The organism is Rothia sp. HMSC066G07 (assembly GCF_001814485.1).
Classification (GTDB): domain Bacteria; phylum Actinomycetota; class Actinomycetes; order Actinomycetales; family Micrococcaceae; genus Rothia.
In genome coordinates this window covers 197,728-220,903 of the sequence record NZ_KV816927.1, presented here as the reverse complement: position 1 = coordinate 220,903, position 23,176 = coordinate 197,728, and the positions used below count along the sequence as shown (strand labels likewise).

General features: G+C 61.2%; 18 protein-coding genes and 2 tRNA genes. 2 read left to right on the top strand and 18 right to left on the bottom strand.

Going from position 1 to position 23,176, the window contains the following annotated elements:
- Positions 1–174 precede the first annotated feature (174 nt).
- From dxr to rpsB, 7 genes are all read right to left on the bottom strand, one after another.
- Entirely contained in the window at positions 175–1,500 is a 1,326-nt protein-coding gene (dxr, locus tag HMPREF2971_RS06640) for a 1-deoxy-D-xylulose-5-phosphate reductoisomerase (protein WP_070692010.1), read from the bottom strand.
- A gap of 139 nt (positions 1,501–1,639) precedes the next feature.
- Positions 1,640–2,227 carry a hypothetical protein gene (locus tag HMPREF2971_RS06635; protein ID WP_005507072.1) on the bottom strand — a complete coding sequence of 196 codons (588 nt, stop codon included), beginning with the start codon at positions 2,225–2,227 and terminating at the stop codon, positions 1,640–1,642.
- A gap of 204 nt (positions 2,228–2,431) precedes the next feature.
- Complete coding sequence (locus HMPREF2971_RS06630) at positions 2,432–3,340, bottom strand: phosphatidate cytidylyltransferase (RefSeq protein WP_070692008.1); 909 nt, start codon at positions 3,338–3,340, stop codon at positions 2,432–2,434.
- Positions 3,341–3,346: 6 nt separating this feature from the next.
- Positions 3,347–3,904, bottom strand: coding sequence for a ribosome recycling factor (gene frr / locus HMPREF2971_RS06625; RefSeq protein ID WP_005508814.1), 558 nt, complete (start codon positions 3,902–3,904; stop codon positions 3,347–3,349).
- 295 nt (positions 3,905–4,199) lie between these two features.
- Positions 4,200–4,943: a UMP kinase gene (pyrH, locus tag HMPREF2971_RS06620; protein ID WP_049345691.1), complete on the bottom strand. Its 744-nt coding sequence runs from the start codon at positions 4,941–4,943 to the stop codon at positions 4,200–4,202.
- Positions 4,944–5,138: 195 nt separating this feature from the next.
- The gene (gene tsf / locus HMPREF2971_RS06615) at positions 5,139–5,969 is read right to left on the bottom strand and encodes a translation elongation factor Ts (protein WP_005508816.1); all 831 of its coding nucleotides are present in this window, start codon (positions 5,967–5,969) and stop codon (positions 5,139–5,141) included.
- Between the two features lie 153 nt (positions 5,970–6,122).
- The gene (gene rpsB, locus HMPREF2971_RS06610; protein WP_005508818.1) at positions 6,123–6,920 is read right to left on the bottom strand and encodes a 30S ribosomal protein S2; all 798 of its coding nucleotides are present in this window, start codon (positions 6,918–6,920) and stop codon (positions 6,123–6,125) included.
- 742 nt (positions 6,921–7,662) lie between these two features.
- Between rpsB and HMPREF2971_RS06605 the strand changes: the two genes are divergently transcribed.
- Positions 7,663–8,103, top strand: a complete 441-nt coding sequence (locus HMPREF2971_RS06605; protein ID WP_070692071.1) for a M23 family metallopeptidase — start codon at positions 7,663–7,665, stop codon at positions 8,101–8,103.
- A 126-nt stretch (positions 8,104–8,229) separates the two neighbouring features.
- On the opposite strand, the gene HMPREF2971_RS06600 is transcribed toward HMPREF2971_RS06605, so the two are convergent.
- The 10 genes from HMPREF2971_RS06600 to HMPREF2971_RS06555 all read right to left on the bottom strand — a co-directional run bounded on the left by HMPREF2971_RS06600 (position 8,230) and on the right by HMPREF2971_RS06555 (position 21,488).
- The gene (locus HMPREF2971_RS06600; protein ID WP_070692006.1) at positions 8,230–10,473 is read right to left on the bottom strand and encodes a flagellar motor protein; all 2,244 of its coding nucleotides are present in this window, start codon (positions 10,471–10,473) and stop codon (positions 8,230–8,232) included.
- A 1-nt stretch (position 10,474) separates the two neighbouring features.
- The gene (locus HMPREF2971_RS06595) at positions 10,475–11,530 is read right to left on the bottom strand and encodes a hypothetical protein (RefSeq protein ID WP_070692004.1); all 1,056 of its coding nucleotides are present in this window, start codon (positions 11,528–11,530) and stop codon (positions 10,475–10,477) included.
- Positions 11,531–11,803: 273 nt separating this feature from the next.
- Positions 11,804–11,877: transfer RNA gene (locus HMPREF2971_RS06590), tRNA-Ile, on the bottom strand.
- A gap of 118 nt (positions 11,878–11,995) precedes the next feature.
- Positions 11,996–13,201 carry a glycosyltransferase gene (locus HMPREF2971_RS06585; protein ID WP_070692002.1) on the bottom strand — a complete coding sequence of 402 codons (1,206 nt, stop codon included), beginning with the start codon at positions 13,199–13,201 and terminating at the stop codon, positions 11,996–11,998.
- Positions 13,202–13,508: 307 nt separating this feature from the next.
- Positions 13,509–14,381, bottom strand: coding sequence for a phage holin family protein (locus HMPREF2971_RS06580; protein ID WP_070507758.1), 873 nt, complete (start codon positions 14,379–14,381; stop codon positions 13,509–13,511).
- A 685-nt stretch (positions 14,382–15,066) separates the two neighbouring features.
- Positions 15,067–15,139: transfer RNA gene (locus HMPREF2971_RS06575), tRNA-Asn, on the bottom strand.
- A gap of 216 nt (positions 15,140–15,355) precedes the next feature.
- Positions 15,356–17,482 carry a DNA primase gene (gene dnaG / locus HMPREF2971_RS06570; protein ID WP_070692000.1) on the bottom strand — a complete coding sequence of 709 codons (2,127 nt, stop codon included), beginning with the start codon at positions 17,480–17,482 and terminating at the stop codon, positions 15,356–15,358.
- A gap of 132 nt (positions 17,483–17,614) precedes the next feature.
- Entirely contained in the window at positions 17,615–18,781 is a 1,167-nt protein-coding gene (gene dusB, locus HMPREF2971_RS06565) for a tRNA dihydrouridine synthase DusB (RefSeq protein WP_049341672.1), read from the bottom strand.
- Positions 18,782–19,002: 221 nt separating this feature from the next.
- Positions 19,003–19,980 (bottom strand): GNAT family N-acetyltransferase, encoded by a 978-nt coding sequence (locus tag HMPREF2971_RS06560; RefSeq protein WP_070691998.1) that lies wholly within the window; start codon positions 19,978–19,980, stop codon positions 19,003–19,005.
- Between the two features lie 128 nt (positions 19,981–20,108).
- A complete protein-coding gene (locus HMPREF2971_RS06555) occupies positions 20,109–21,488 on the bottom strand; it encodes a glycine--tRNA ligase (RefSeq protein WP_005507052.1) in 1,380 nt (459 codons plus the stop codon).
- A 232-nt stretch (positions 21,489–21,720) separates the two neighbouring features.
- On the opposite strand from HMPREF2971_RS06555, the gene HMPREF2971_RS06550 reads away from it, so the two are divergent.
- Complete coding sequence (locus HMPREF2971_RS06550; RefSeq protein WP_005508828.1) at positions 21,721–21,936, top strand: RNA-binding S4 domain-containing protein; 216 nt, start codon at positions 21,721–21,723, stop codon at positions 21,934–21,936.
- 403 nt (positions 21,937–22,339) lie between these two features.
- Here HMPREF2971_RS06550 and HMPREF2971_RS06545 read toward each other — a convergent pair whose 3' ends face one another.
- A complete protein-coding gene (locus HMPREF2971_RS06545; protein ID WP_070691996.1) occupies positions 22,340–23,092 on the bottom strand; it encodes an alpha/beta hydrolase in 753 nt (250 codons plus the stop codon).
- Positions 23,093–23,176: the final 84 nt, after the last annotated feature.

Below are 23,176 nucleotides of genomic sequence, written 5' to 3'. Positions count from 1 at the left end.
CGTCCGGGCTGACACCCTGAGGGCGCATCCGGAAAACACGGCGCGCCACCTCCGGTAGCCTAGCGTGCGTGTGGAGGGGCGGTGTCGTCCGAAAGTGACATCAGGGTGCCCGAAGCGAAGCGAGGGCGGGTGCCCCTGTAGGAACGAGGACGAACACCGCACCGCAGAAGCGATTTAGCGTCCGGGCATACCCAGCAGCTCATTCGCGCGAACGCGAGCCCAACGCTCCGCGTTCAGTACAGCCTCCAGAGTCAAATCAGCGTCAGAGACAGCCTCAGCGCTGCCGGTGTGCTCCTCCAGCACGCGTGCGACCGAATCGACAATGTCGGTAAAGCGAATCGCGCCCGCATGGAATGCAGCGACGGCTTCCTCATTGGCGGCGTTGAACACTGCCGGGTGGGTGCCGCCGATCTTACCGGCGTCCTTAATCATGCGCACGGCGGGGAATGCTTCCTCGTCCAGCGGCTCGAAAGTCCAGGATGCCGCCTTCGACCAGTCGCAGGCGGGCACGGCGCCGGGGATGCGGTGCGGCCAGGTCAGACCCAGCGCGATGGGCAGAACCATACTCGGCGGCGACGCCTGCGCGATAGTGGAGCCGTCCACGAACTGCACCATGGAGTGCACGACGGACTGCGGGTGAACCGCCACGTCAATACGGTCCAGGTCCACGCCGAACAGGTGGTGCGCTTCAAGCACTTCGAGTGCCTTGTTGACCATGGTTGCCGAATTGGTGGTGACGACCAGGCCCATATCCCAGGTGGGGTGTGCGAGCGCCTGCGCGGGGGTCACGTCGTGCAGCTGTTCGCGCTTGTAGCCGCGGAACGGGCCGCCCGATGCGGTGAGGATGAGGCGGTCAATTTCAGCGTCGGTTCCGGAGGCGAGCGCCTGCGCAAGGGCGGAGTGCTCCGAGTCGACGGGCACCATGGGGGTGTCCAGGGGCGATGCGTCCACGGCGGCGCGTACGAGCGGGCCGCCTGCGATGAGGGATTCCTTGTTGGCGAGTGCCACGCGGTAGCCGCTGTTGAGGGCGGTGAGGGTCGGTTCCAGGCCGATGGAGCCGGTGATGCCGTTCAGGACGGTGTCTGCCGGGTGCGCTGCCGCCTGTACGGAGGCTTCGGCGCCGTGGGCGATCTGCGGGGTGTAGCCGGTGGCTCCTGCTTCGGAGGCTGCCGCTTCGATGAGTTCGCGCAGGCGCTGCGAGTCTTCGGCGGTGCCGCTGGTGGCGACCAGTTCGGCGCGCACGTGCACTGCCTGGCGTGCGAGCAGTTCGAGGGATCGGGAGCCTGCGGAGAGGGCGACGACCTTCAGCGGCGCGTCGTCGGCGGAGGCGCTGGTGCCTTTGAGTGCGGCGAGGTGGTCGATGACTTCCATGGCTTGGGTGCCGATGGAGCCGGTTGAGCCGAGGAGGGTGACGCGCTGCGGTGCGCGGGTGAGTTCTGTGAGGGCGTCGGTGAGGCGGTCGCGGCTGCCGCCGACGCGTGCTGAGGATCCAAACTTCATGGTTCTAGTGTCTCATGAGCTCGCGGGTACGTTCGGGTACTGGCGCCGCCTCTCATCTTAGAAAGCCTCAGCAGAGAGGGACTCGGCATAGAAGAATCCCCCACCCTGGTACGGGGCGGGGGATTCAACACGTAACGTTTTAGAGCAGATCCTGCAGTAGCTCAATGCAGCGGTCCAGGAAAGCATCCACCTGGGATTCCTCGTAGCTGACGGTGCCCGAGGCGGGGCGGAACTTTGCGTGGCGCACCACGGAGGGGTCCAGCGGCTCTTCGCTGTTGAGCTGGGCGTACACGCGGTCGCAGATGGCATCCACGTCGCCGACGAAGTAGCCCATGTGGCGGCGCTTGCTGGGGCGGCGGAAACGCTCACCGGCGGGGCGTTCCAGGCGGCCAGCGAGCAGCTCGCCGGTCTCTACGAGGGAGCGTTCCCAGTTGTCCAGGCCGTACGCCTCAATGTAGCGGCTGCGTTCAAGCTTGGCGAAGCGTTCCTCAATCTTTTCGAGGGCGCGGTCGACCACATCCAGCTGGTAGCCGCCGGGTTCTTCACGGAAGACGACCTGGCGGATTCGTCGGGAGGTGTAGAGGTCTTCGGGTAGTTCGGCGGCTCCGCTGAGCTTCTCGTAGTCCTCGGCGAGGCGGGTGAACAGGCGGTCTACTTCACTGCGCTTGTAGCCGGGTTCGGTTTCTCCTGCACGGGCAAATCCGCCTCCGTGGGTGGTGCTTGCCAAAGTGGGCTCCTCTCGACGATTGAACTTTAAGAATACCAATGCGCAGGCTACCTGGTGCAAGGTTGGCGGGCGGTGTCTTAGATATAGCCTTTTACGCCCCTATTCACCGGGTACAGCGAAAGCGGGTACAGCAGAGGCGGGGCGCCCCTCCCCCACTCGTGGGAAGAAACGCCCCGCCTCCATAAGCGATAAAAGCTTCAGGCTTTAGAGCGGCATAATAAACCGGAAAATCAGGCAGCCAGCCGCCGCAGCGAAAAGAATCGAGTCTAGGCGATCCATCATGCCGCCGTGACCGGGCAGGATATTCGACATGTCCTTCACACCCATACGGCGCTTGAACACGGACTCGACCAGGTCACCGGCAGTCGAAGCGACCACCATGACCGCCGCCAACGGAATAGCCCAATACCAGGGCGAACCCATGACCGCCAACGCGATAGCACCAACCACCGCCGAACCGACGAAGGAACCAGCCAGGCCCTCCCAGCTTTTCTTCGGGGAGATCTTCGGCGCCATCGGGTGCTTACCCCAATTCACGCCGGCAATAAAGCCGAACGTGTCATTGCAGATTGCCATCAGCAGAATCATGAGGACGCCGCGCTCGCCGTGGTCCACCTGGAAGTAGACCATGGCGATGCCCAGCATCAGCGGCACCCACAGCAGTGCGAGGGCGCTACCGCCCAAGGACTTACCCAACGAAACCTGACGGTCCGCACGCACAAGAGCAGAAGAGAGAAGCAGCACCAGCAGGCTCACCGCCAGGGCGATGCCCAACCCGGTAAAACCGAACAGGTAAGACACCGCCACAATCGCGGCAGACAGGGCACCCAGCAGGTACTCCGGGATGCCGTAGCCGCGGCGAGTATTGAGCACGTGCCCAATCTCCCAGGCGCCCAGGCCAGCCGCGGCAGCTGCAAGCGCCACAAAAATCGGCTGGTACATCAGGCCGAGCACCAACAGCACACCGAAACCAACACCCACACCAATGGCGGCGGGCAGGTTACGGCCTGCTTTGGCGCTACGCGACTTCACCGGCGTTGCAGCGGTCTGCGGGCTCGACTGTGGAGCAGGCGGCGTGCCTCTCTCTTCTTTCGCTTCTTTGCGTGCACTCATTAGGGTTTAGACCTCGAGCAGTTCAGCTTCCTTGTGCTTGTACAGTGCGTCGACCTGGTCGATGTGCTTCTTGGTCAGTGCGTCCAGTTCCTTCTCAGCGCGTGCGCCTTCGTCCTCACCGATTTCGCTGTCCTTGACGAGCTTGTCGATAGCGGTCTTAGCGTGGCGGCGAACGTTACGGATGGAAACGCGGGACTCCTCAGCCTTGCTGTTGACGAGCTTGGTGTATTCCTTACGGCGCTCAGCGGTCATTTCGGGCATGACAACGCGGATAGCTGCACCGTCGTTGCTGGGGTTAACACCCAGGTCAGAGTCACGCAGAGCCTTCTCAATAGCCGCCAGTGCGGTCACGTCGAAGGGAACGATCTTGACGGTACGTGCGTCCTCAACGTTGAAGGACACCAGCTGCTGCAGCGGGGTCGGTGCGCCGTAGTACTCGGCGGTCAGGCCGCTGAAGATTGCGGGGTTCACACGACCGGTACGAACCTTAGCGAACTCAGTCTTGGTTGCTTCGATGGTCTTTTCCATCTTCTCGCCGGCTTCGGCAAGGATTTCTTCGATCACGAAAGGATCTCCTTTGTCGGAATTCTGGGGTACCAGAATTGTCGGTGGGCGTTCGCTCAGCCCTCATTATTCCCCGCCGGTTTGCGGCGCATCCGAGGCGAAAACCTTACGGGTACTGCGAAGTCGACGGGAAAGAGGCAGAACGTCGTATTTGATATAAGTCTAGACGGTACCGGCGGGCATAAGCGAGTTTTAGCGCCTACCCGCGCGGTACCGTCCAGAATAAGTCCGCGCTATCGAGCACGGTCACAATGTGAGGGCGCGTTCCGTACGCCCCAACCTAAAAATTTAGGCGTTAGCGAGTAACGAGGGTACCCATCTTCTCGCCCAGAATTGCGCGGGTCACGTTGCCGTCACCCTGCATGCCGAACACGCGCATGGTCACGTTGTTGTCGCGGCACAGGGAGAACGCGGTCTGATCCAGCACGCGGATGTTGCGCTGCATTGCCTCATCGTAGGTGAGGTTGTACAGGCGCTCAGCGTTGGGGTCCTTGTTCGGGTCAGCAGTGTAGATGCCGTCCACGCCGTTCTTAGCCACCAGAACCTCATCTGCGTGGATTTCCAGGGCGCGCTGAGCAGCCACAGTGTCGGTGGAGAAGTAGGGCAGACCCGCACCAGCACCGAAGATCACGACGCGGTCCTTCTGCATGTGGCGGATCGCGCGGCGAGGAATGTAAGTCTCAGCAACCTGCGGCATGGTGATAGCCGACTGAACGCGGGTGTCAATACCCTCCTGCTCCAGGAAGTCCTGCAGAGCCAGGGAGTTCATCACGGTGCCGAGCATACCCATGTAGTCTGCACGGGAGCGGTCCATACCCGCCTGAGAGAGTTCAGCACCGCGGAAGAAGTTGCCGCCACCAATCACGATGGAGGTCTCAACCTCGCCAACAGTTGCGGCGATCTGCTTAGCGATGCTGCGCACGACCTCGGTCGAAATGCCAACTTCGCCGCCACCAAAAACCTCACCGGAAAGCTTGAGCAAAACGCGGCGGCGGCCGGTTTCGTCACGGTGCATCGGGCGGGGATTCGCTTCAGTCATGGTTCCTCCAGTGGCTTACCTAGGGATTGTTATAGGTGATCGGGGCGGACTCCTGCCGCCTAGTCCTTATCAAGGATACAGCAAAGCCGGGTAGCCACCAGTGGTGACTACCCGGCTTCAGGCTATAATCCCAACCTCATACGACTTCCCTTACCGGGAACCCGCAATACGGGAGGGCAGAACTGCAGCGAGTCCTTATGCGCCCACGCGGAAACGTGCGAATGCGGTAGCGGTTGCGCCAGCCTCGGACAGAACCTGTGCGACAGACTTCTTGGAGTCCTTCGCGAAGTCCTGATCGAGCAGGGTGTTCTCCTTGAAGAAGCCCTTCAGGCGACCCTCAACGATCTTGTCCAGAATCTTCTCGGGCTTGCCCTCAGCGATTGCGGTCTCGCGAGCAACGCGCTTCTCGGTCTCGATCTGGTCTGCGGGGATGGACTCGGAATCCAGGTACTTGGGGCTCATTGCAGCAATGTGAACTGCAACGTCGTGTGCGATCTCGTCGGTGTTCTCACCGGAGACAGCCAGCAGAACGCCAACCTGTGCCGGCAGGTCCTTGGAGGTCTTGTGCAGGTAAACTGCAACGTTCTCGCCCTCAACGCGTGCAACGCGGCGGACAACGATCTTCTCGCCGAGCAGTGCACCAGCGTCGGTGGTCAGCTCCTCAACGGTCTTGCCCTCGTAGGATGCAGCCTGCAGCTCTTCCAGGGTGGAAGCGTTAGCAGCAATAGCAGCCTCGAGCACGTTCTGGCCGAAAGCGATGAAGGGGTCGGACTTTGCCACGAAGTCGGTCTCAGAGTTGACCTCGATCATGTAGCCAACGCCGTTCTCAACGCGTGCAGCTACCAGGCCCTCAGCGGTTGCGCGACCCTCGCGCTTGGTGATGCCCTTCAGACCCTTAACGCGGATGATCTCAGCAGCCTTCTGCTGGTCGCCGTTAGCCTCGTCCAGAGCCTTCTTGACGTCGAGCATACCTGCGCCGGTCTTCTCGCGCAGTGCCTTGATGTCTGCTGCGGTGTAGTTCGCCATTGTGAACTCCTTGTGTTGCTGTAATAAATCGGGATGACATCCCGGTGGTACAAATGGCGGACGGCGCCGCGCCCAGGTCAGGGCGGGCGCCGTCCGAACGTGGTCCCCGCAGGCGGGGGCCACAAAGCATAAAGCTTAGTGGGCTAAGAAAGCTTACTTAGCTGCCTCTTCAGCCTGTGCAGCCTCGTGCTGCTCCAGGAGCTCGCGCTCCCAAGCTGCCATGGGCTCCTCAGCTGCTTCAGCCTTGCCGTTCTTCTTAGCGTTGCGCTCGATCAGGCCGGCTGCCACTGCGTCAGCAATCACGCGGGTGAGCAGGTTGACGGAGCGGATAGCGTCGTCGTTACCGGGGATCGGGAAAGCAACCTCGTCGGGGTCGCAGTTGGTGTCGAGGATAGCAACAACGGGGATGCCCAGCTTCTGAGCCTCGTTAACTGCCAGGTGCTCCTTCTTGGTGTCAACAACCCACAGGAGGGAGGGAACCTTGGACAGGTTGCGGATACCGCCGAGGGTCTTCTCGAGCTTCTCGAACTCGCGACGCATGAGGAGCAGTTCCTTCTTGGTGTAGCGAGAACCTGCTACATCGTCGAAGTCAATCTGCTCGAGTTCCTTCATGCGCTCGATGCTCTTGGAGATGGTGCTGAAGTTGGTCAGCATACCACCGAGCCAGCGGTGGTTCACGTAGGGCATGTTCACGCGGGTTGCCTGCTCAGCGATAACTTCCTGAGCCTGCTTCTTGGTACCCACGAACAGGATGTTGCCACCGTGTGCGACGGTCGACTTAACAGCCTCGTATGCCTTGTCGATGAAGGCGAGGGACTGCTGCAGGTCGATGATGTAGATGCCGTTGCGCTCGGTCAGGATGAAACGCTTCATCTTGGGGTTCCAACGGCGGGTCTGGTGACCGAAGTGAACGCCGGAGTCCAGCATTTCACGCATAGTTACGACGGGCATGTCGTCTCCTTTTTTGTGCCGCGCGGACCTCCCATTCGGGCTAGCCCAACGCGCGCATAGTAGTTATCAGTTTTTCCTGGCGGCGGTTAGCGTTCACGGTTACCCGTTCAGCTCAGGCCCTAACCACCCCGTATGGGTGGACCGAAGGTCCCTTATCGGCTCCCCATGTGAGGATGCCGCTCACGCCGCGCGTCGTCAGTGGTACTGTACGGCCCCCTCGAAGAGGGAGAATACCCGCGCAGGCACACTGCAATACGACATTGTACCGTATATTCCGCGATTAATCCGCCGGGTTGGGGTTAAAACCTGCGCGGGCGGTGCGGGTGTGTGCAGGGGCACTGTGGATAAAGGATTTTAAGGCGCAAACAGCGGGGTTATCCACAATTTTTCGTGAGGCGCTGCGGGGCGGGGCGATTCGTGATGTGCTCAGAAGATGAAGCAGAACATGAAGACATTAGAGGGAACGCTACGGCACACAATCCTGGTGGTGTGCTGCCTGCTGGGTGCACTTGTGAGCGCGGGCGGGCAGGGCTACACGGGTGGGCAGAGCTACGCGGGCAGTCAGGGTTATTTGGGCAGTCAGGGTTATTCGGGCTGGCTCAGTTTTACAGGCGGGGCAGGGTTTACTGACGGTGCCATCTCAAGTGCACAAGCTCCCAGCAGCGCACACGTTCCCCACACCGTTGAGCTCACCGCGAGCCGACTACGCTACCGCTCCCCCACCGCCGAATCCAGACCGCGGGTGATCCACCCCTTTGAGAAGCCCGCCCAACGCTGGAGCGCCGGGCACCGCGGCGTAGACCTTGCCGTACCCGAGAACGACCGGCACGTCTACGCACCGGCACCGGGAAAAGTGGTTTTCAGCGGCACGGTCGTCAACCGCAAAGTGTTGGTCATTGCGCATCCGGATGGGCGGCGCAGCACCTTCGAACCCATGGATGAAACGCTCCCGGTCGGCACCACCGTTACAGCCGGTGAGGTCATCGGCACCGTCGCAGGCGCGGCGGGCGGCAACAGCGAGCGCCCCTACCGGCGATGCTCCACCCCCTGCCTGTACTGGGGCGTACGACAGGGAGGCACCCGTGGGGACGGCAGCGGCAAGACCGCCGAGTACATCAACCCCATGAGCCTGCTGGGGTCGAAGGAACCGAGCATTTTGCTTCCCGTGCCGGGCGGATATTAGGTGGCGAGTACTCGCGCTGGCAGTCATTGGGTACGGCTGTGGCCCGTCACCTCCCCAAAAGGAGGCAACGGGCCACAGGAGCCAGTCTAGGTTGTGCTCACTAGCGTAGGTGCTAGAGGCAGCTACTTACTGGAGGACGTCACCGTCATCAGCACCGAACTGGTTCGGCTGTACAGGCTGCTGAGCAGTCTGACCGGGCTGAACCTGCTGACCGGGCTGAGTAGGCTGAACCGGCTGTGCAGGCTGTACGGTCTGCGCGGCCTGTGCATCGTACGCGGGCATTGCCTTGGTCGGTTCATTCTCACCATAGTTCAGGCCGTGCTGCGGGGTGAACACCTGAGTCGGCGAATCATCACCGGCGGTGTAGGCGGTGTTCTGTGCCGGGTAACCGGGCTGAGCAGCATAACCGTTCTGTACCGGGTAGCCGTTCTGTGCCGCGTATCCGCCCTGTGCCGGGTAGCCATTCTGTACGTCAGCCTGGGTTGCACCGTAACCGGTCGCAACACCCGCCGCAGCACCCAGTGCCGCAGCCGAAGCGGCACGACGTTCACGGCCCTTCGCACGAGCCGCCGCGATCTTCTTGCGGAAGACGAAGAGCAGAACCAGGATGAGCAGCAACAGACCCACAATAACCGCATCCACGATTACGTCAGTCATGCTCAGACCGGACACCGGAACAGTCAGACCGGAGGTGGTGCTGACGCCGTGGTCGGTCTTGACGCTCAGCTCGCCACCGTTGACGGTGAGCTGCACGTGCTGAGAGTTCTTCGCGAGGCTGTTCGCAGCATCAACCTTCTGCTGATCCAGCGAGGAGAAGGTCGGAGCCTTGAAAGTGAACTCGAAGGGAGCCGAGTAGTAGTTACCCAGCTTCGAAGAGAGCTTGATTTCAGGGGTCACCGTGTAGTCGGAGCCGAAGGGGTGGTAGCCACCGGGGCGGGTAACGGTCACCTTCGAATCGGGCAGGTATTCGTTCAGACGCTGGTTGAACTCGTTCTGATCCTTACCGCGAACCTTCACGCTCACAATGGTGGAGTCGCCGTCCTGACGGACCTCAGTCTCGTCATTGCTGCCGCCTGCGAAAACGTCCTTGAGCTTCTGCTCAGCACCCGCAACATCCTCGGTCGGGAATGCGTAGAGGAAACGCGCTTCCATGGAACCGTCCAGACCCAGGGAGGTAGCGACCTTCATGCTCTTCATCTCAATCTGACGTGAAGAAACACGGTCAACCGCGATGAGAGTACTGCTACCGCCCGAACGGGAGGAGCTAGCGCGACCCTCGGGGTCAACCATGTAGGACTTATCGTTGCTGTCCACGATGGTCAGGGTCAGGCCATCACCGTTCGGGGAGCACAGCAGAGAGCAGTCCAGCAGACCCGAAATCTTCTTCTGAACGGTGAAGTTATTATCCTTCGCCACTACCTCACGGCTGGCGGAGAAATCGGTGCTGCTTGCGCCAAACAGCTTCTTGAGACCACTGCCCAGGTCCTCAATCGAAGAAGCGCTAAAGGTCAGGGTACGACCCACTTCTTCCTTCGCACTGGCGGTCGATGCGGAAGGAGCGTATGCCTTCGCCTGCGAGGACTCCAGGCCCTTCTTCAGCTCGGAGCCCTCAGGCTTGACCTGGTTCAGGTAGGCGTCGACCGCAGAAGCGGTCTCGGTGTTCATGATTTCCTTCGCGACGAAGGAAACCATCACGGAGTAACCGCCGTCCTTCTCCTTTACGTCAAGAATGACGTTACGGAAACCGCGGTCCTGAACATCCTTTGCGGAAATCTTAGAACCACCGGAGTTCTTCACTTCCTTCTCGCCAAACTTCACAGTGGTTTCATCGCTGCTGCTGAGAACGCTGTTCTTATTGGAAGCAGACACAACACCGTCCACTACCAGAGCTTCAGGAAGCCAGCCCAGCAGATCGCCCGAGCTGAAGTTTTCCTTCACCTGAATACCCTGCACCAGACCCTGGTCAGAGTTGACGATGCTAATCTGCGGCTTGATGTCGGAGCCCGAAGCCTTCAGCAGAGAGGTCACCTTGGAGTGGTACTCGTCCACGGAGGAGAAGGATACCTTGAAAGTCGCACGAGCCTTGTCACCCTCAGACTGAATACCTTCGTATTCCAGGCCCTCGGGCAGGTGCTTACGTACGGACGCATCCAGCGCCTGGGTTCCACCCTTAACCTTGTCCTGGTTATCCTTCATGTTGAAGGAAACCAGAATGGTGCGGGTACCCTTCTCAGCGCTCTCAAGGCCCAGCTGAGTCTCAATCTTTGCGCTGCAGGCGCTCAGAACCAGGGCGGCAATGGTCAACAGAACCGCCAGGAACATCCAGCGCTGACGAGTCGGCGCGCTCGGGGTGTGAGTCATCGCGTGCATACTAGGCTCCCATCAGGCGAATCGCCACGTAATAGACGACCATGGACGCCAGAACCCATGCGGTGCTCAGCGCCGCGTGCATGATAATCGGGGACTTCGCGAAGCGGCCCAGACGGTTCAGACCCAGATAGGTGAGAGCCTCACCCGAGAACACGGCGAAAGCAAGCACCAGGACTATGAGCATGGTCAGGAAGAACGCACCACCACCGCTACGGGTGAGGGTCAGGAAGAACACGAGCAGGTTCAGCACCAGGAACGAAGGAATCAGCGCCAGGGAAGACACCGACACGGCGTGCATACTCGCGGTGAAGGAGGTCGGCGCCTTACCGATACGCGCGGTCAGCTGCAGCTGCACACCGCGCAGAACCTGCACACCGAAGATTGCAAGAGCCATCAGCACGTACGCCAGAATCATGCGTCCGGTCGGTACAGCCTGTGCTGCGTAGGCACCACCGTAAGCGGCACCGCCTCGACCGCCGAACATGTAGCCCACCATGGACATCGCGATAACGGCAGCCAGGATAATCAGCTGGCTGAAGAAGAAGGCACCCACCAGCGCCTGCAGAGTCGTGGGAACAATCCAACCCCACGCACCGGCGGCAGAGATGCGGGCGTGCGCGGTCGCCGGGTTGCTGGAGAAAACGTCCAGGAACGCGTTCCAGGTAGCGCCCAGTGCCTTCACCGCCGGATGCGGTGCGCTCGGCGCATAGGTTGCCTGGCCGGGCTGACCGGGCTGCGCGGCCCCAGGCTGAGCAGTACCGGGCTGGGGTGCGGCGGCAGGCTGACCGGGCTGTGCGGGGGCTGCCTGAGCCTCAGCATTCGGCTGCGCATTCGCGTTTGCCTGAGCGGGCTGGGGCGCCTGCTGAGGCTGAACCGGCTCAGACTGAACGGACTGCTGAGGTGCTACCGGCGCGGCAGGCTGAGTGGGCTGCTGCGGCTGAGCTGCGTTACCCGGCTGAGCGGGCAGCGAAGCGTCCTGCGCGGGACGCGCACCGGCATCGTAGCCGTAACCACCGGCTGCACCCTGCGACGGGTTGTTGGGAGTGTTCTCCGACATTGAGATCCTCTCGTATGGTGTGTGGAAGCAACACCTACCGGCTGAATCGGCATCTACCGGCGGCATCACGCTGTCTCTCGTGACAAGACTCTTCAACCCTACCGTATTGAACGCTATGATGCGTCTTCGTTCGTCATTTACTCATTTTCATCACCGTTGATGCATTCCTTACACGAAAATAAGCACCTCCGAGAGCACGACAAAAGACCACGGCAAGAGGGCGCGAAAAAGCCCCGCCCGCCGACAAGTGGGTGAAGTCGACGGGCGGGGCCGTAGGGAGTGCGGGGCTCGAACCCGCGACCAAGGGATTATGAGTCCCCTGCTCTAACCGGCTGAGCTAACTCCCCATCCGGTGCAGTGACGGCGCGCAATGGGCGCCAGCACCATCCTCTAGAGTACCTGAACGGCGACCGAGAACGAAAAACGCTCTACTACTCAAGTCCACCGCCCAGGGCTTAGAGAAGCTTAGCGGCGCGAATCCAGGTAACGCTGGTACGGAGCATCGCTCACGTACAGTTCCTCGAAGGTGCGCCAGGTGTTCTCAGCGCTGTGGAAGCCCACGATGCGGCGGGACTCACGGCCCATCTGCTCACGCTCAGCGGCGGGCAGAGAGAGCACAGCCTCCAGCTTCTTCGCCAAATCCTGAGCGTTATTGGGTTCAAAGAGGTAGCCGTTCACGCCATCCTCCACCAGGTGCGGCAGAGCCAGCGCGTTCGCGAGCACCACGGGGGTGGAGGCGCTCATCGCCTCCAGGGACACCAGGGACTGCAGCTCGGCGGTACCGGGCTGGCAGAACACGTCAGCCATCTGGTACACCTCGGGCAGATGCTCATCCGGAACAAAGCCGCGGAAAATCACGCGGTCAGACACGCCGCAATCGTGCGCCTTCTGTTCAAGAGCCTCACGCAGCTCGCCACCACCGGCGATATCCAGCACCACGTGCTCGAGGGTATCCGGCAGCAGGGAGAGCGCCTCGATGAGCACGTCCACGTTCTTCTCTTCAGCCAGGCGACCCACGAAAGCAATACGCAGCTCACCGGGAACCTTACCGGCGTCAGCACCCTCAGCCAGCTCGTAGTCGCTAATCTCAATACCGTTAGAAACGGGCATGACGGGGCGATCAAAATGACCCAGGTCGCGCATCGCATCCGCACCAATCTGGGTGGGGGTGGTAACGACCGCGGTCTTGGAGAAGCAGAAACGCATGTCCTTCCAGGTAATCTTCTCAATCACGCGCTTCACGGGAGCGGGGAAAGGCAGGAACGGGTCCAGGTTCGCCGGCATGAAGTGGTTGGTTGCAATCACACGGATACCGCGGCGCTTCGCCTGGAAAATGAGGGCGCGACCAATAATGTAGTGGCACTGCACGTGCACCACATCCGGGCGGACCTCGTCGAGGATCGCGCCAACCTCGGACCAAATCTCCCAGGGCAGGCAGATGCGGTTCGTCTCGTGGGTCGGGGGCAAGTGCGAGCGCAGGCGGTGCTCCACGATGCCGCCCTCTACCTCGGTGCGATAGCTGGGGCCGGGGATGGGGCTGGCAGCAACTACGTGTACGGAGTGGCCGCGCTTGAGCATGGAGGTGGCGAGGCGGTGACCGAATTGTGCTGCACCGTTGATGTCCGGCGGGTAGGTTTCTGCGCCAATCAGAATCGTCTTTGCCTGTTCCATGACGGGGCTCCTCATCGGGGTGTAGTGTGTCGGTGACTTTGGGGTTTCGGGTGCGACGGTGCGCCGCTCTACCTCTGTCTGCCGCGTGCACCGGGTGGATCCGGTACGTACAGCATTTGTCTATTCTACCTGTGAGCTGCGTCCTTCTCCGACTTGTGGCCGGGGCCTTTGGCTGGGAGTTGCCTCTAAACCTCACGTTGAGGCTGGAGCCTGCGCCCTGCCCGTAGACGCACAAACGCCCCGATACGAGTATCGGGGCGTTTAGACGCTTGGCGTTAACCGGTGCCGGTTGAGCGGCGAACAGTGTTTAGCGGCGAACCAGGCGGTTCAGGAAGTGCAGGACGGTTGCAATGGATGCGCCCAGTGCTGCGAAGGACTTCCAGCGTGCCTGCAGAACCTCGGGCTTGCGCACGTTCTCTGCCAGGCCGCGGCCGGTAGCTGCTGCACCTGCGGCAACCTCGGAGGGCACTGCCTTGAGAGCGTCCAGAGCCTGCTGGGTGTTGTTCTGAACGTCGCCGGTGTAGGACTGCAGGTCGTCGCGCAGGGCTGCCAGATGCTGGCGACGCTCTGCGGTGCGCTGCTTGAGCTCTTCGAAGGTCGGCGGCTTGGGCTCTTCCTCACCGCGTGCCTTGCGCTCTTCAGCTTCCTGACGTGCGCGTTCTGCTGCTTCTTCAGCTTCCTTAGCCTTCTGCTCTGCACGCTCTGCCTGCTCCTTCTTCAGGCGCTCAGCGGACATGGCGGTACCTTCCTTGAGTACGCCGAGGTCGAAGAGCAGACCAAAGATTGCGGATTCGGGCTTGAACGGCAGCTGTGCCTTGACCTTCTTCAGGCCGACCAGGGCGCAGATTGCCAGGACGATGAGGAAGATGAGGGCGAAGACCAGCGCGGATGCCCAGTAGGGCATGACGGTGCCGAGGCCGAGGATTGCTGCGGCGACCAGCGCGATGATCAGGAACAGACCGAAGACTGCTGCGACGCCGAAGAAGGCTGCGCCCTTACCAACGGCGATGCCCTTGGCCTTCAGTTCGTGCTTTGCAATCTGGATTTCGTCCTTGACCTGGCTGGGTCCGAGGGTCTTGAAGGTTTTGCCAGCGTCGATGATGTTCGCGACGCCGGACTTAATCCCGCTGATGCCAGCAAAGAAACCCTTGGGTGCCTTGGGATTAGTAGTAGTGGTCATGACCACCTCTCCGTGACGTGTTTTTGGAGGCTTCTTTTTCGCACTCCACCTCCTATAGTTTAGCCCCTTATGGTACCCCTGCGTGACCGTTTGAACGGGGGTTTGCGCTATCTCTTCAGGTATTTTCGACTTTCTGAGGTTTGTATTGAGCTGCGGGCGTAGCATTCTGGGCTTGGTTGCGTCTGTGGATTTGCTCTGGAGTAGGTGCAAGAGGATGCCGGAGGGGCGCTCCCCCTGCCGTGCGCCGAGTGGGCGTGTGGTTGATGTGGGCGAGGAACTTCTCTATGCGTTAGACTTCACATTTTTGCAGGGTACATTTTTACAGGGTGAAGTATCTTCGCTTCCCTTCACAATTCGCTGTTGCTCTGGACTCGACACAGCGGGGTGACGGTTTTTCCGAGCGCGCGAGGAAGTAAAAACCGTTATCCCGCCGAGGGCGTAAGCCCGAGGACCTGGAGGGAGCGCCCCAGCGCCTGCGTATGGCGGAGTGGTTACTGGTTCACGACTTAGAGGGAACGTTCCGACTGGACTCGAACTAGCGAGGCGAAGATTTTCCGAGCGCGCGAGGAAACAAAAATCTTTGCCTCGCCGAGGGCGCAAGCCCGAGGGGTTACTGGTTCGAGTCAGAGGAACGTATATAGCAAGAACCCCCGAGGCTTCGCCTCGGGGGTTCTTGCTATATTTGCTCCCCCGACTGGACTCGAACCAGTAACCCTTCGATTAACAGTCGAATGCTCTGCCAATTGAGCTACGGGGGATTATTTTGTTTTCGTTGCTGGTTTCCCTTGCAACGAGTAATAACTATACCGGGGCTGTTTGGGCTCCGCAACTTGAAATGCCGTGAAGTGCATCACTCTTTGGGTTGTGTGGCTGGATTGGGTGGTGCAGGCTCCGGCGAACCCGCGGTATTCCCCGGCAACCTGCAGAACACAGGACATTCGGCAGGTTGCCGGGGCGTAGCGGAAGAACCGTACTTAGCCGCGCTGGGCTGTGAGCTGGCGGCGGCGCATTTCCAGTTCGAGAAGCTGACGCTGTACCGCTTCGAACTCTTCGTCGTCGGGGTTGGCGCTGAGCTGTTCCAGGCGCATCATCAGGTCGGATTTTTGGCGGGCGATTTGCTGTTCGAATAGGGCGTTGAGCGCACCAATCACAAAACCGGGCAGACGCTCAGCGCTACTGACCGGTAGCGGTGAGACGGCGAGCTCTGCGATGGCGGGGTGTACGCCCTCCACAGCGCCGGAGCGCACGCAGTTAATCCATTCGATGCCGGGGGTGGGCGCCATGACGGTTGCCGCGTGAATAATGCCGGCGGCCACCTCGCGGTGGGTGCGGTAGCGGAACTGCACAGTGGCGAGGTTACGCCACTGTTCCACACTGATGAGCTCGGGGTGCTGCAGGGCAATCTCAAGTGCCGCCTTTTCGAGGCGGGCAACCGGGTCGCGCGGGTCGGGGGTGAGGAATTCCTCGACGGCGGGGGCGGTCACCTCCGGCTGGGGTGCGGCGGGCTGAATGCTACTCGGCGGGTGCGCGGCAGCGTTCTGCCCTGCGTAGGCGCTGGGTGCGGCGTGGTCTTCTGGTGGCGGTGCGTCGTAGGCGGGGTCGTAGGGCGCGTCAGCATGAACTGCGCCCTGAGCACCCGCGTAACCCGGCGCGCCCGCGTAACCCGGCGCGCCCCCATAGCCCGGCGTGCCCGACACTCCCTGCGGCCCCTCATTCAGACGCTCGTAACGCGGCGCGGCGGCGGTAGCCTCCGCCTGCTGGGGGCGAGAAAGCTTCGGGTGGTTCTGCGCGTACGCCACGGCACGCTGAATCTCGTCCAGCTCCAGGCCGAGCTGGCCGGAGACCTTACGCATGTAGGCGGGGCGCAGGTCACGGTCCTTAATGCCGGCAATAATCGGGGCGATAGCGCGCATCGCCAGCACGCGGCCCTCCAGGGTCGCCAGGTCGTACTTGGCGAGGGTCGAATCAATCGCGAACTCGAAGAGCGGGCGGCGCGAAGCAATCAGCGAGCGCACGGCGGCGTCGCCCTTGTGCAGGCGCAGATCGCAGGGGTCCATGCCGTTCTCGGCTACCGCTACGAAGGTCTGCGCGACGAAGCGCTGATCCTCCTGGAAGGCTGCCATGGCGGCCTTCTGTCCTGCGGCGTCGCCGTCGAAGGTAAAGATGATTTCGCCGCCGGAGCCGTCGTCGGTAATCATGCGGCGCACCATCTTGATGTGGCCGGGACCGAACGCGGTGCCGCAGGTGGCTACGGCGGTGGTGATGCCGGCAAGGTGTGCCGCCATGACGTCCGTGTAGCCTTCCACGATGACGACCTGCTTGGTCTTGGTCATATCGCGTTTTGCCAGGTCAATGCCGTAGAGCACCTGGGATTTCTTGTACAGCTGCGTCTCGGGGGTGTTGAGGTATTTGGGGCCCTGATCGTCATCGAAGAGGCGGCGGGCACCGAAGCCGATGGTTTCTCCGGCGATGGTGCGAATCGGCCACATGATGCGGCCGCGGAAGCGGTCGTACAGGCCGCGGTTACCCTCCGAGAACATACCGGTCGCCTTCAGCTCCTCATCGGTGAAGCCCTGGGAACGAAGGTGCTTGAGCAGGTGGTCCCAGCCGCGCGGGGCGTAGCCGACACCGAACTTGCGGGTTGCGGCGGGGTCGAAACCGCGGGCGCCGAGGAAGCGCTGCGCCTCCTGAGCATCAGCGCTGTATAGGTTGCGTTCAAAGAACTCTGCGGCAATCTTGTGCGCATCGAGCAGGCGGCGGCGCATACCCGCCTCGTAGCGGGCGCCGGGCTTACCGCCCTCATAGTGCAGGGTGTAACCAATACGGGCGGCTAGACGCTCCACCGTCTCAACGAAGCTGGTGTGTTCCATCGCCATAACGAAGGAGTACACGTCACCGGATTCACCGCAGCCAAAACAGTGGTACGAACCGACCTGCGGGCGCACATTGAAGGAGGGCGTGCGCTCGTCGTGGAACGGGCACAGCCCCTTGAAGGTGCCTATACCGGCGCTTTTGAGGCTCACATAGCCTTCAATGATTTCGCGGATATCGGTACGGGCGCGGACTTCGTCAATGTCTTCTTTGCGGATCAATCCAGCCATAAACTCAATTCTACGGTGAGGGTCAACAGGTAGCCTCTGCATGCGTTGCAGGAGCGGCAACATAGCGCACGAACAGGCTCGTAAAAAGGATGCGCCGCGACGCGCAAACAGCACGCCGCGGCACACAAGTGTTTAGCCGCCGGAAATATCCAGCTCAGCCTCCACCAGGCCCAGACGCTCAGCGTCCCCCAGGATGCGCGAATCCAGCCAGCCATCGGGCAGGTGCGGCTGCTTGGGGCTGCCGGCGCGACCGCGCGAACCCTCAACGGCGGCACCCGGGTAACCAATCGAGTGGTCCAGCTGAGCAATCAGCTCACGGAAGGTCGCCAGGTCGGGCACCTGAGCCATCTTCGCACGCAGCTCACCGCCAACCGGGTAACCCTTGAAGTACCACGCCACGTGCTTACGAATCTCACGCAGGCCGCGAGTCTCATCGCCGAAAGTCTCCACCAGCAGTTCTGCGTGGCGGTAAATCATGTCCGACACCTCAGTCAGGGTCGGGCGGATACGCTCCGAGGAACCCTCAAACGCATTCTGCAGGTCACCAAATAGCCACGGGCGGCCCTGGCAACCGCGACCAATCACCACGCCGTCCACGCCGGTCTGCTCAACCATGCGCACCGCATCCTCGGCGGAGAAAATATCGCCATTACCCAGAATCGGCACGTCCGGAATCAGCTCACGCAACTGCGCAATAGAATCCCAGTCAGCCTTACCCGAATAATGCTGAGCCGCAGTACGACCGTGCAGAGCAATCGCCGCAACACCGGCATCGCGCGCGATCTTGGCGGACTCCAAGAACGTAATGTGGTCATCGTCGATGCCCTTACGCATCTTAATGGTCAGCGGAATATCGTTGCGGGACGCCTCCTTCACAGCGGTCTGCACAATCGCAGTGAACAGGTCAGTCTTCCAGGGCAGAGCGGCACCGCCACCGCGGCGAGTCACCTTAGGAGCCGGGCAGCCAAAGTTCAAGTCAATGTGGTCGGCACGGTCCTCTTCAACGACCATGCGCACAGCCTTACCGACGTTAACCGCGTCCACACCGTAAATCTGGATGGAGCGGATCTTCTCGTCCGGGTCATGCTCAATAATGCGCATGGACTCGGGCTTACGCTCCACGAGGGCGCGCGCAGTCACCATCTCGGTCACGTACAGGCCGCCACCGTATTCACTGCAGAGACGGCGGAAAGCCTTATTGGTCACGCCAGCCATCGGGGCGAGGACCACGGGGGTGTCAACGGTCAGTTTGCCCAGCTTCAGGGGCGGAAGAGTCAGACGGGGTGCTTCAGAATTCACCCCTATATTGTGGCATACGGGGGCAAATCGGGAACCGGACTCAGCTGAGGGGATACAGCGGGCACAGTACAGCGGCACGGCAGCCGCACGGAGGCGCAGCAGCACAACACAGCACAGGCTCAGCAACCGCAAGGAGGCGCAGGCACGCCAAAGGGCGGGGAAGCACTCCGCTCCCCCGCCCCTTTCAGCAAGAGTCAGCCAGCAGGCTCAGTACCGCGAACCTACTCGGTCACGTAAATATAGGTCGGATCCCCCTCCACCGAGGCAGTACCTGCACGCAGCAGCACGTCGGTCACCTGAACCAGCGCCTCCATGGCGTCGTCAACCTCAACCAGCACCGGGTACTTAGCGCTCAGCAGGGACAGCACCTGCATAATCGCCTCCACGGCACCCTCATTATCAAAGTCATAACCCAGCAGCAGCTCGGTGGCGGTCTTCTCATCCACCAGCGCCGCCTCCGGGTCAGTCTCAAAGGGGTGGTAGCTCACCGCAAACGCCACAATCGGGCCCTTCTTACCCTCAGCGGCAGCCTCACGAATATGGTCACGAAGCACCACCGCACCAAAAGCACGCACCTCATCCGAGAGGAAGTAGCGGTTCACCGTGCCCAGACCCACCTCAGCGGGAACATCCCACTCATGGGCGCGGCGGTAGAACTCCCAGAGCGCGGCGGTCAGCTCAACCGAACCGGTCGCCAAATCCTCAATCGCCTGAGTCTCGTTACCGTCAGCATCCTCACGCAGAGACACCGGGGGAATCGCGCCCGGCTCCACACGCACCATACGGGAACGCTGAATCAGCTTCATACCAGCCGCCTGCGCGAACTCCTCACCGTCACTAAACGGCGACAGCTTCACGCGCAGAGCGGTGGTCTGGCCGTGCGCCGCCGCAATCTCACGCAACGCATCCAGCAGGGCAGTACCAATACCCTGACGGCGGTGGTCAGCCGCGACCTCCACATAGGACCATAGACGCGTCGGATGCAGCATCGAAGCCACCACAGTACCCGCAGCCACCGGCACACCAGAAATAGTCACCACCAGAGTACGGCTGAACGGCGCATCCGTATCCGGGCCGAAAAGGCCACGCTGGCGCTCCTCAACCTCATTGCGGGCAGAGTTCCAAATCTCAAGCAGGGCAAGGTCATCACCCTCCTGCCAAGGACGAATCTCAAATTTTTCGCTGAGGCGTTCAGCCATATCCGTGCACCTTTCCTTCGCTCGCGTCAAACGTGCCAATCAGTCTAACCAGGGTAGCCCAAATACACGACGGCGGGTAGCCTCTTTCGCTCTAAGAGGCTACCCGCCGACCATGTTATAAATTATTTTTATCCTGCCAGGCGTGCAGCCAGGTAAGACTTCACCTGATCCAGAGCCACACGCTCCTGGTTCATGGTGTCGCGCTCGCGGATGGTCACAGCCTGATCCTCGAGAGTGTCAAAGTCCACGGTGATGCAGAACGGGGTACCAATCTCGTCCTGGCGGCGGTAACGGCGGCCAATAGCGCCCGCCTCGTCGTAGTCCACGTTCCACAGGCCACGCAGCTCATTCGCCAGCTTGGTTGCAGGCTCAGACAGTTCAGCCTTCTTCGACAGCGGCAGAACAGCAGCCTTCACCGGTGCCAGGCGCGGGTCGAGCTTCAGCACGACGCGCTTATCCACGCCACCCTTAGTGTTCGGTGCCTCATCCTCAACGTATGCGTCAACAAGGAACGCCATCATGGAGCGGGTCAGACCGAAGGACGGCTCAATCACGTACGGCACGTAACGTTCGCCGGTTGCCTGGTCGAAGTACTCAAGCTTCGCGTTAGAGTGCTCATTGTGCACGCCCAGGTCGTAATCGGTACGGTTCGCAACGCCCATCAGCTCACCCCACTCGGAACCCTGGAAGCCGAAGCGGTACTCAACGTCAATAGTGCCAGCCGAGTAGTGTGCACGCTCCTCCTTAGGAACGTCGAAGCGGCGCATGTTATCCGGGTTAATACCCAGGTCAACGAACCAGTTCCAGCAGTCCTCAACCCACTCGTTGAAGTACTTATCAGCGTCATCCGGGTGCACGAAGTACTCAATTTCCATCTGCTCGAACTCACGAGTACGGAAAATAAAGTTACCGGGAGTGATCTCGTTACGGAACGACTTACCAATCTGGCCAATACCGAACGGCGGGCGCTTACGAGAAGCAGTGACCACATTGTTGAAGTTCACGAAAATACCCTGAGCGGTCTCGGGGCGCAGGAAGTGTAGACCCTCCTCATTATCAACCGGGCCCAGGTAAGTCTTCATCAGACCGGAGAAGTTCTGCGGCTCAGTCCACTCACCACGAGTACCACAGTTCGGGCAAGCAATCTCCTCCATACCCTCAGCCGCGCGGCCCTTCTTCGCCTCAAAGTTCTCCAGCAGGTGATCCTGACGCAGACGCTTGTGGCACGACAGGCACTCAACCAGCGGGTCGGTGAAGGTCGCCACGTGACCGGATGCCTCCCACACCGCACGAGGCAGAATAACAGAGGAGTCCAGGCCAACCATGTCCGCACGGGAGCGGACGAAACGCTGCCACCACTGCTGACGGATGTTTTCCTTCAGCTCTGCACCGAGGGGGCCGTAGTCCCATGCGGAGCGGGAACCGCCGTAAATTTCACCGGCCTGGAAAACAAAGCCGCGGCGCTTCGCGAGCGCAATAACGTTATCGAGGGTGGACTTTTCAGCCATAGTTACTCCTTCTGCCCCGCCACCGGCTGTGACGTGCGTGAGTTCGGGTTCATAAGGGACGCCGCCCAGAACGGGGCGCCCATATTCGCGCTCATCGGCGCAATATGCACACTTTTTGATGCAAGACACTAGGGTACCATCACCACCCCACCCCTGGGTATGCCTACCCAACCCACCACTCCCCCATTTTTGCCGAACACCAGAATGCACCCGGCGGGATAAACTAGGAAGCATGGAAGAAATTTTTATTCGCGACGACATGATCCGCCTCGGCCAGTTCCTCAAACTCGCCAACCTCGTAGAGGACGGCGCGCAGGCACGCGAGGTCATTCAGCACGGCCTGGTAAAGGTCAACGGCGACATTGAGGAAGCACGCGGCAAGCAGCTGCACCCCGGCGACACCGTCACCTTCAACGGCGTGACCGTGAAGGTTGCGCACGAGGACTAGTCCTCTCTCTGCTTGGTTAGGGCTACAGGCGAGGGGCAGTGACCGTCCTCGTTCCTCCCCTCACCAAGCAGGGGCGGGGCGCCGCATATTTCCTCCGCGCCTACGCAGGGGCACCCGTCACCCGGACGCTCCGCCCCTCCTCGCTTCGCAACGGAGAGCGTCCGGGCTGACACCCTGAGGGCGCATCCAGAAAACGCGGCCGCACCCGCACAGTACCCCAGCGAGGAAAGGCGGTATCGTCCGAAAGTGACATCAGGGTGCCCGAAGCGAAGCGAGGGCGGGTTCCCTGTAGGAACGAGGACGATAACCGCCTTTCCAAGCGGAACCGTGCATCCCACGCGGAAGCAGAACTACAGCAAAGCCCCCGAGTCATCAGACCCGAGGGCTTTTTCCTATAGCCGTTTTAGGCGTCAGAGCCTTCCGCGGTGCCGGTCGCCTCCGCAACCTTCTGCGCACGAATACGCGGCTCCTTACCCTGCACCTTCACCTCCAGGAACTCGCCCACGTGACGAATCTCCATGGCGCTCACGCCGTGACCCGCACCGGCGTACAGCACCTTAATGCCGTCGGTGTACTTGCGGATCCAGTCGTAGGTGTAGTTCACCATCTCCTGCGGGATGACGGGGTCTTCCTGGTCGCGGCCGAAGAACACCGGCAGTTCGGTCTTCTTCAGCTCCTCATCCTTGAAGTACGGCGAATCTGAGTCCACCGCGTAGCCGGACAGACCCACCACGGCGGCGAACTCGCCGGGAGCGTGACGCACCATCGAGGTTGCGATACCCATGCCCTGCGAGAAGCCCAGCAGGGTCACCGAGGCGTACGGGGTGCGGTTCTCGCGTACCCACTCCAGCACGTAGTCGCTGGCCTGCTCGATGGCGCGCTGATCGGATTCGAGCTGCTGGTTTAGCGGGTACCACTGGTAGCCGATAGCGTCCGCAGCGATGTAGGCGCCGGTCGAGTCCGCGGAGAACTGGCTGCCAACCGGCTGCGGTGCACGCATGGAGGCGTAGGTGAAGCCCTCCTGCGGAAGGTGCGCCGCCAGGGACAGCAGGTCGTGTTCCTGGGAGCCGTAGCCGTGCAGCATGAGCACCAGGTGGGTGCCTGCGCGTTCGTTCTCGGGGCGGGTGTATTCGACGACGTATTTGTTTTCGCTCATGCACCCATCTTAGCGAGGACTCCTCCACAAACCTGCACCGCAGGTTCCGCCGCTAGCTTGACCCTCACCTAACGTGAGGTTTTA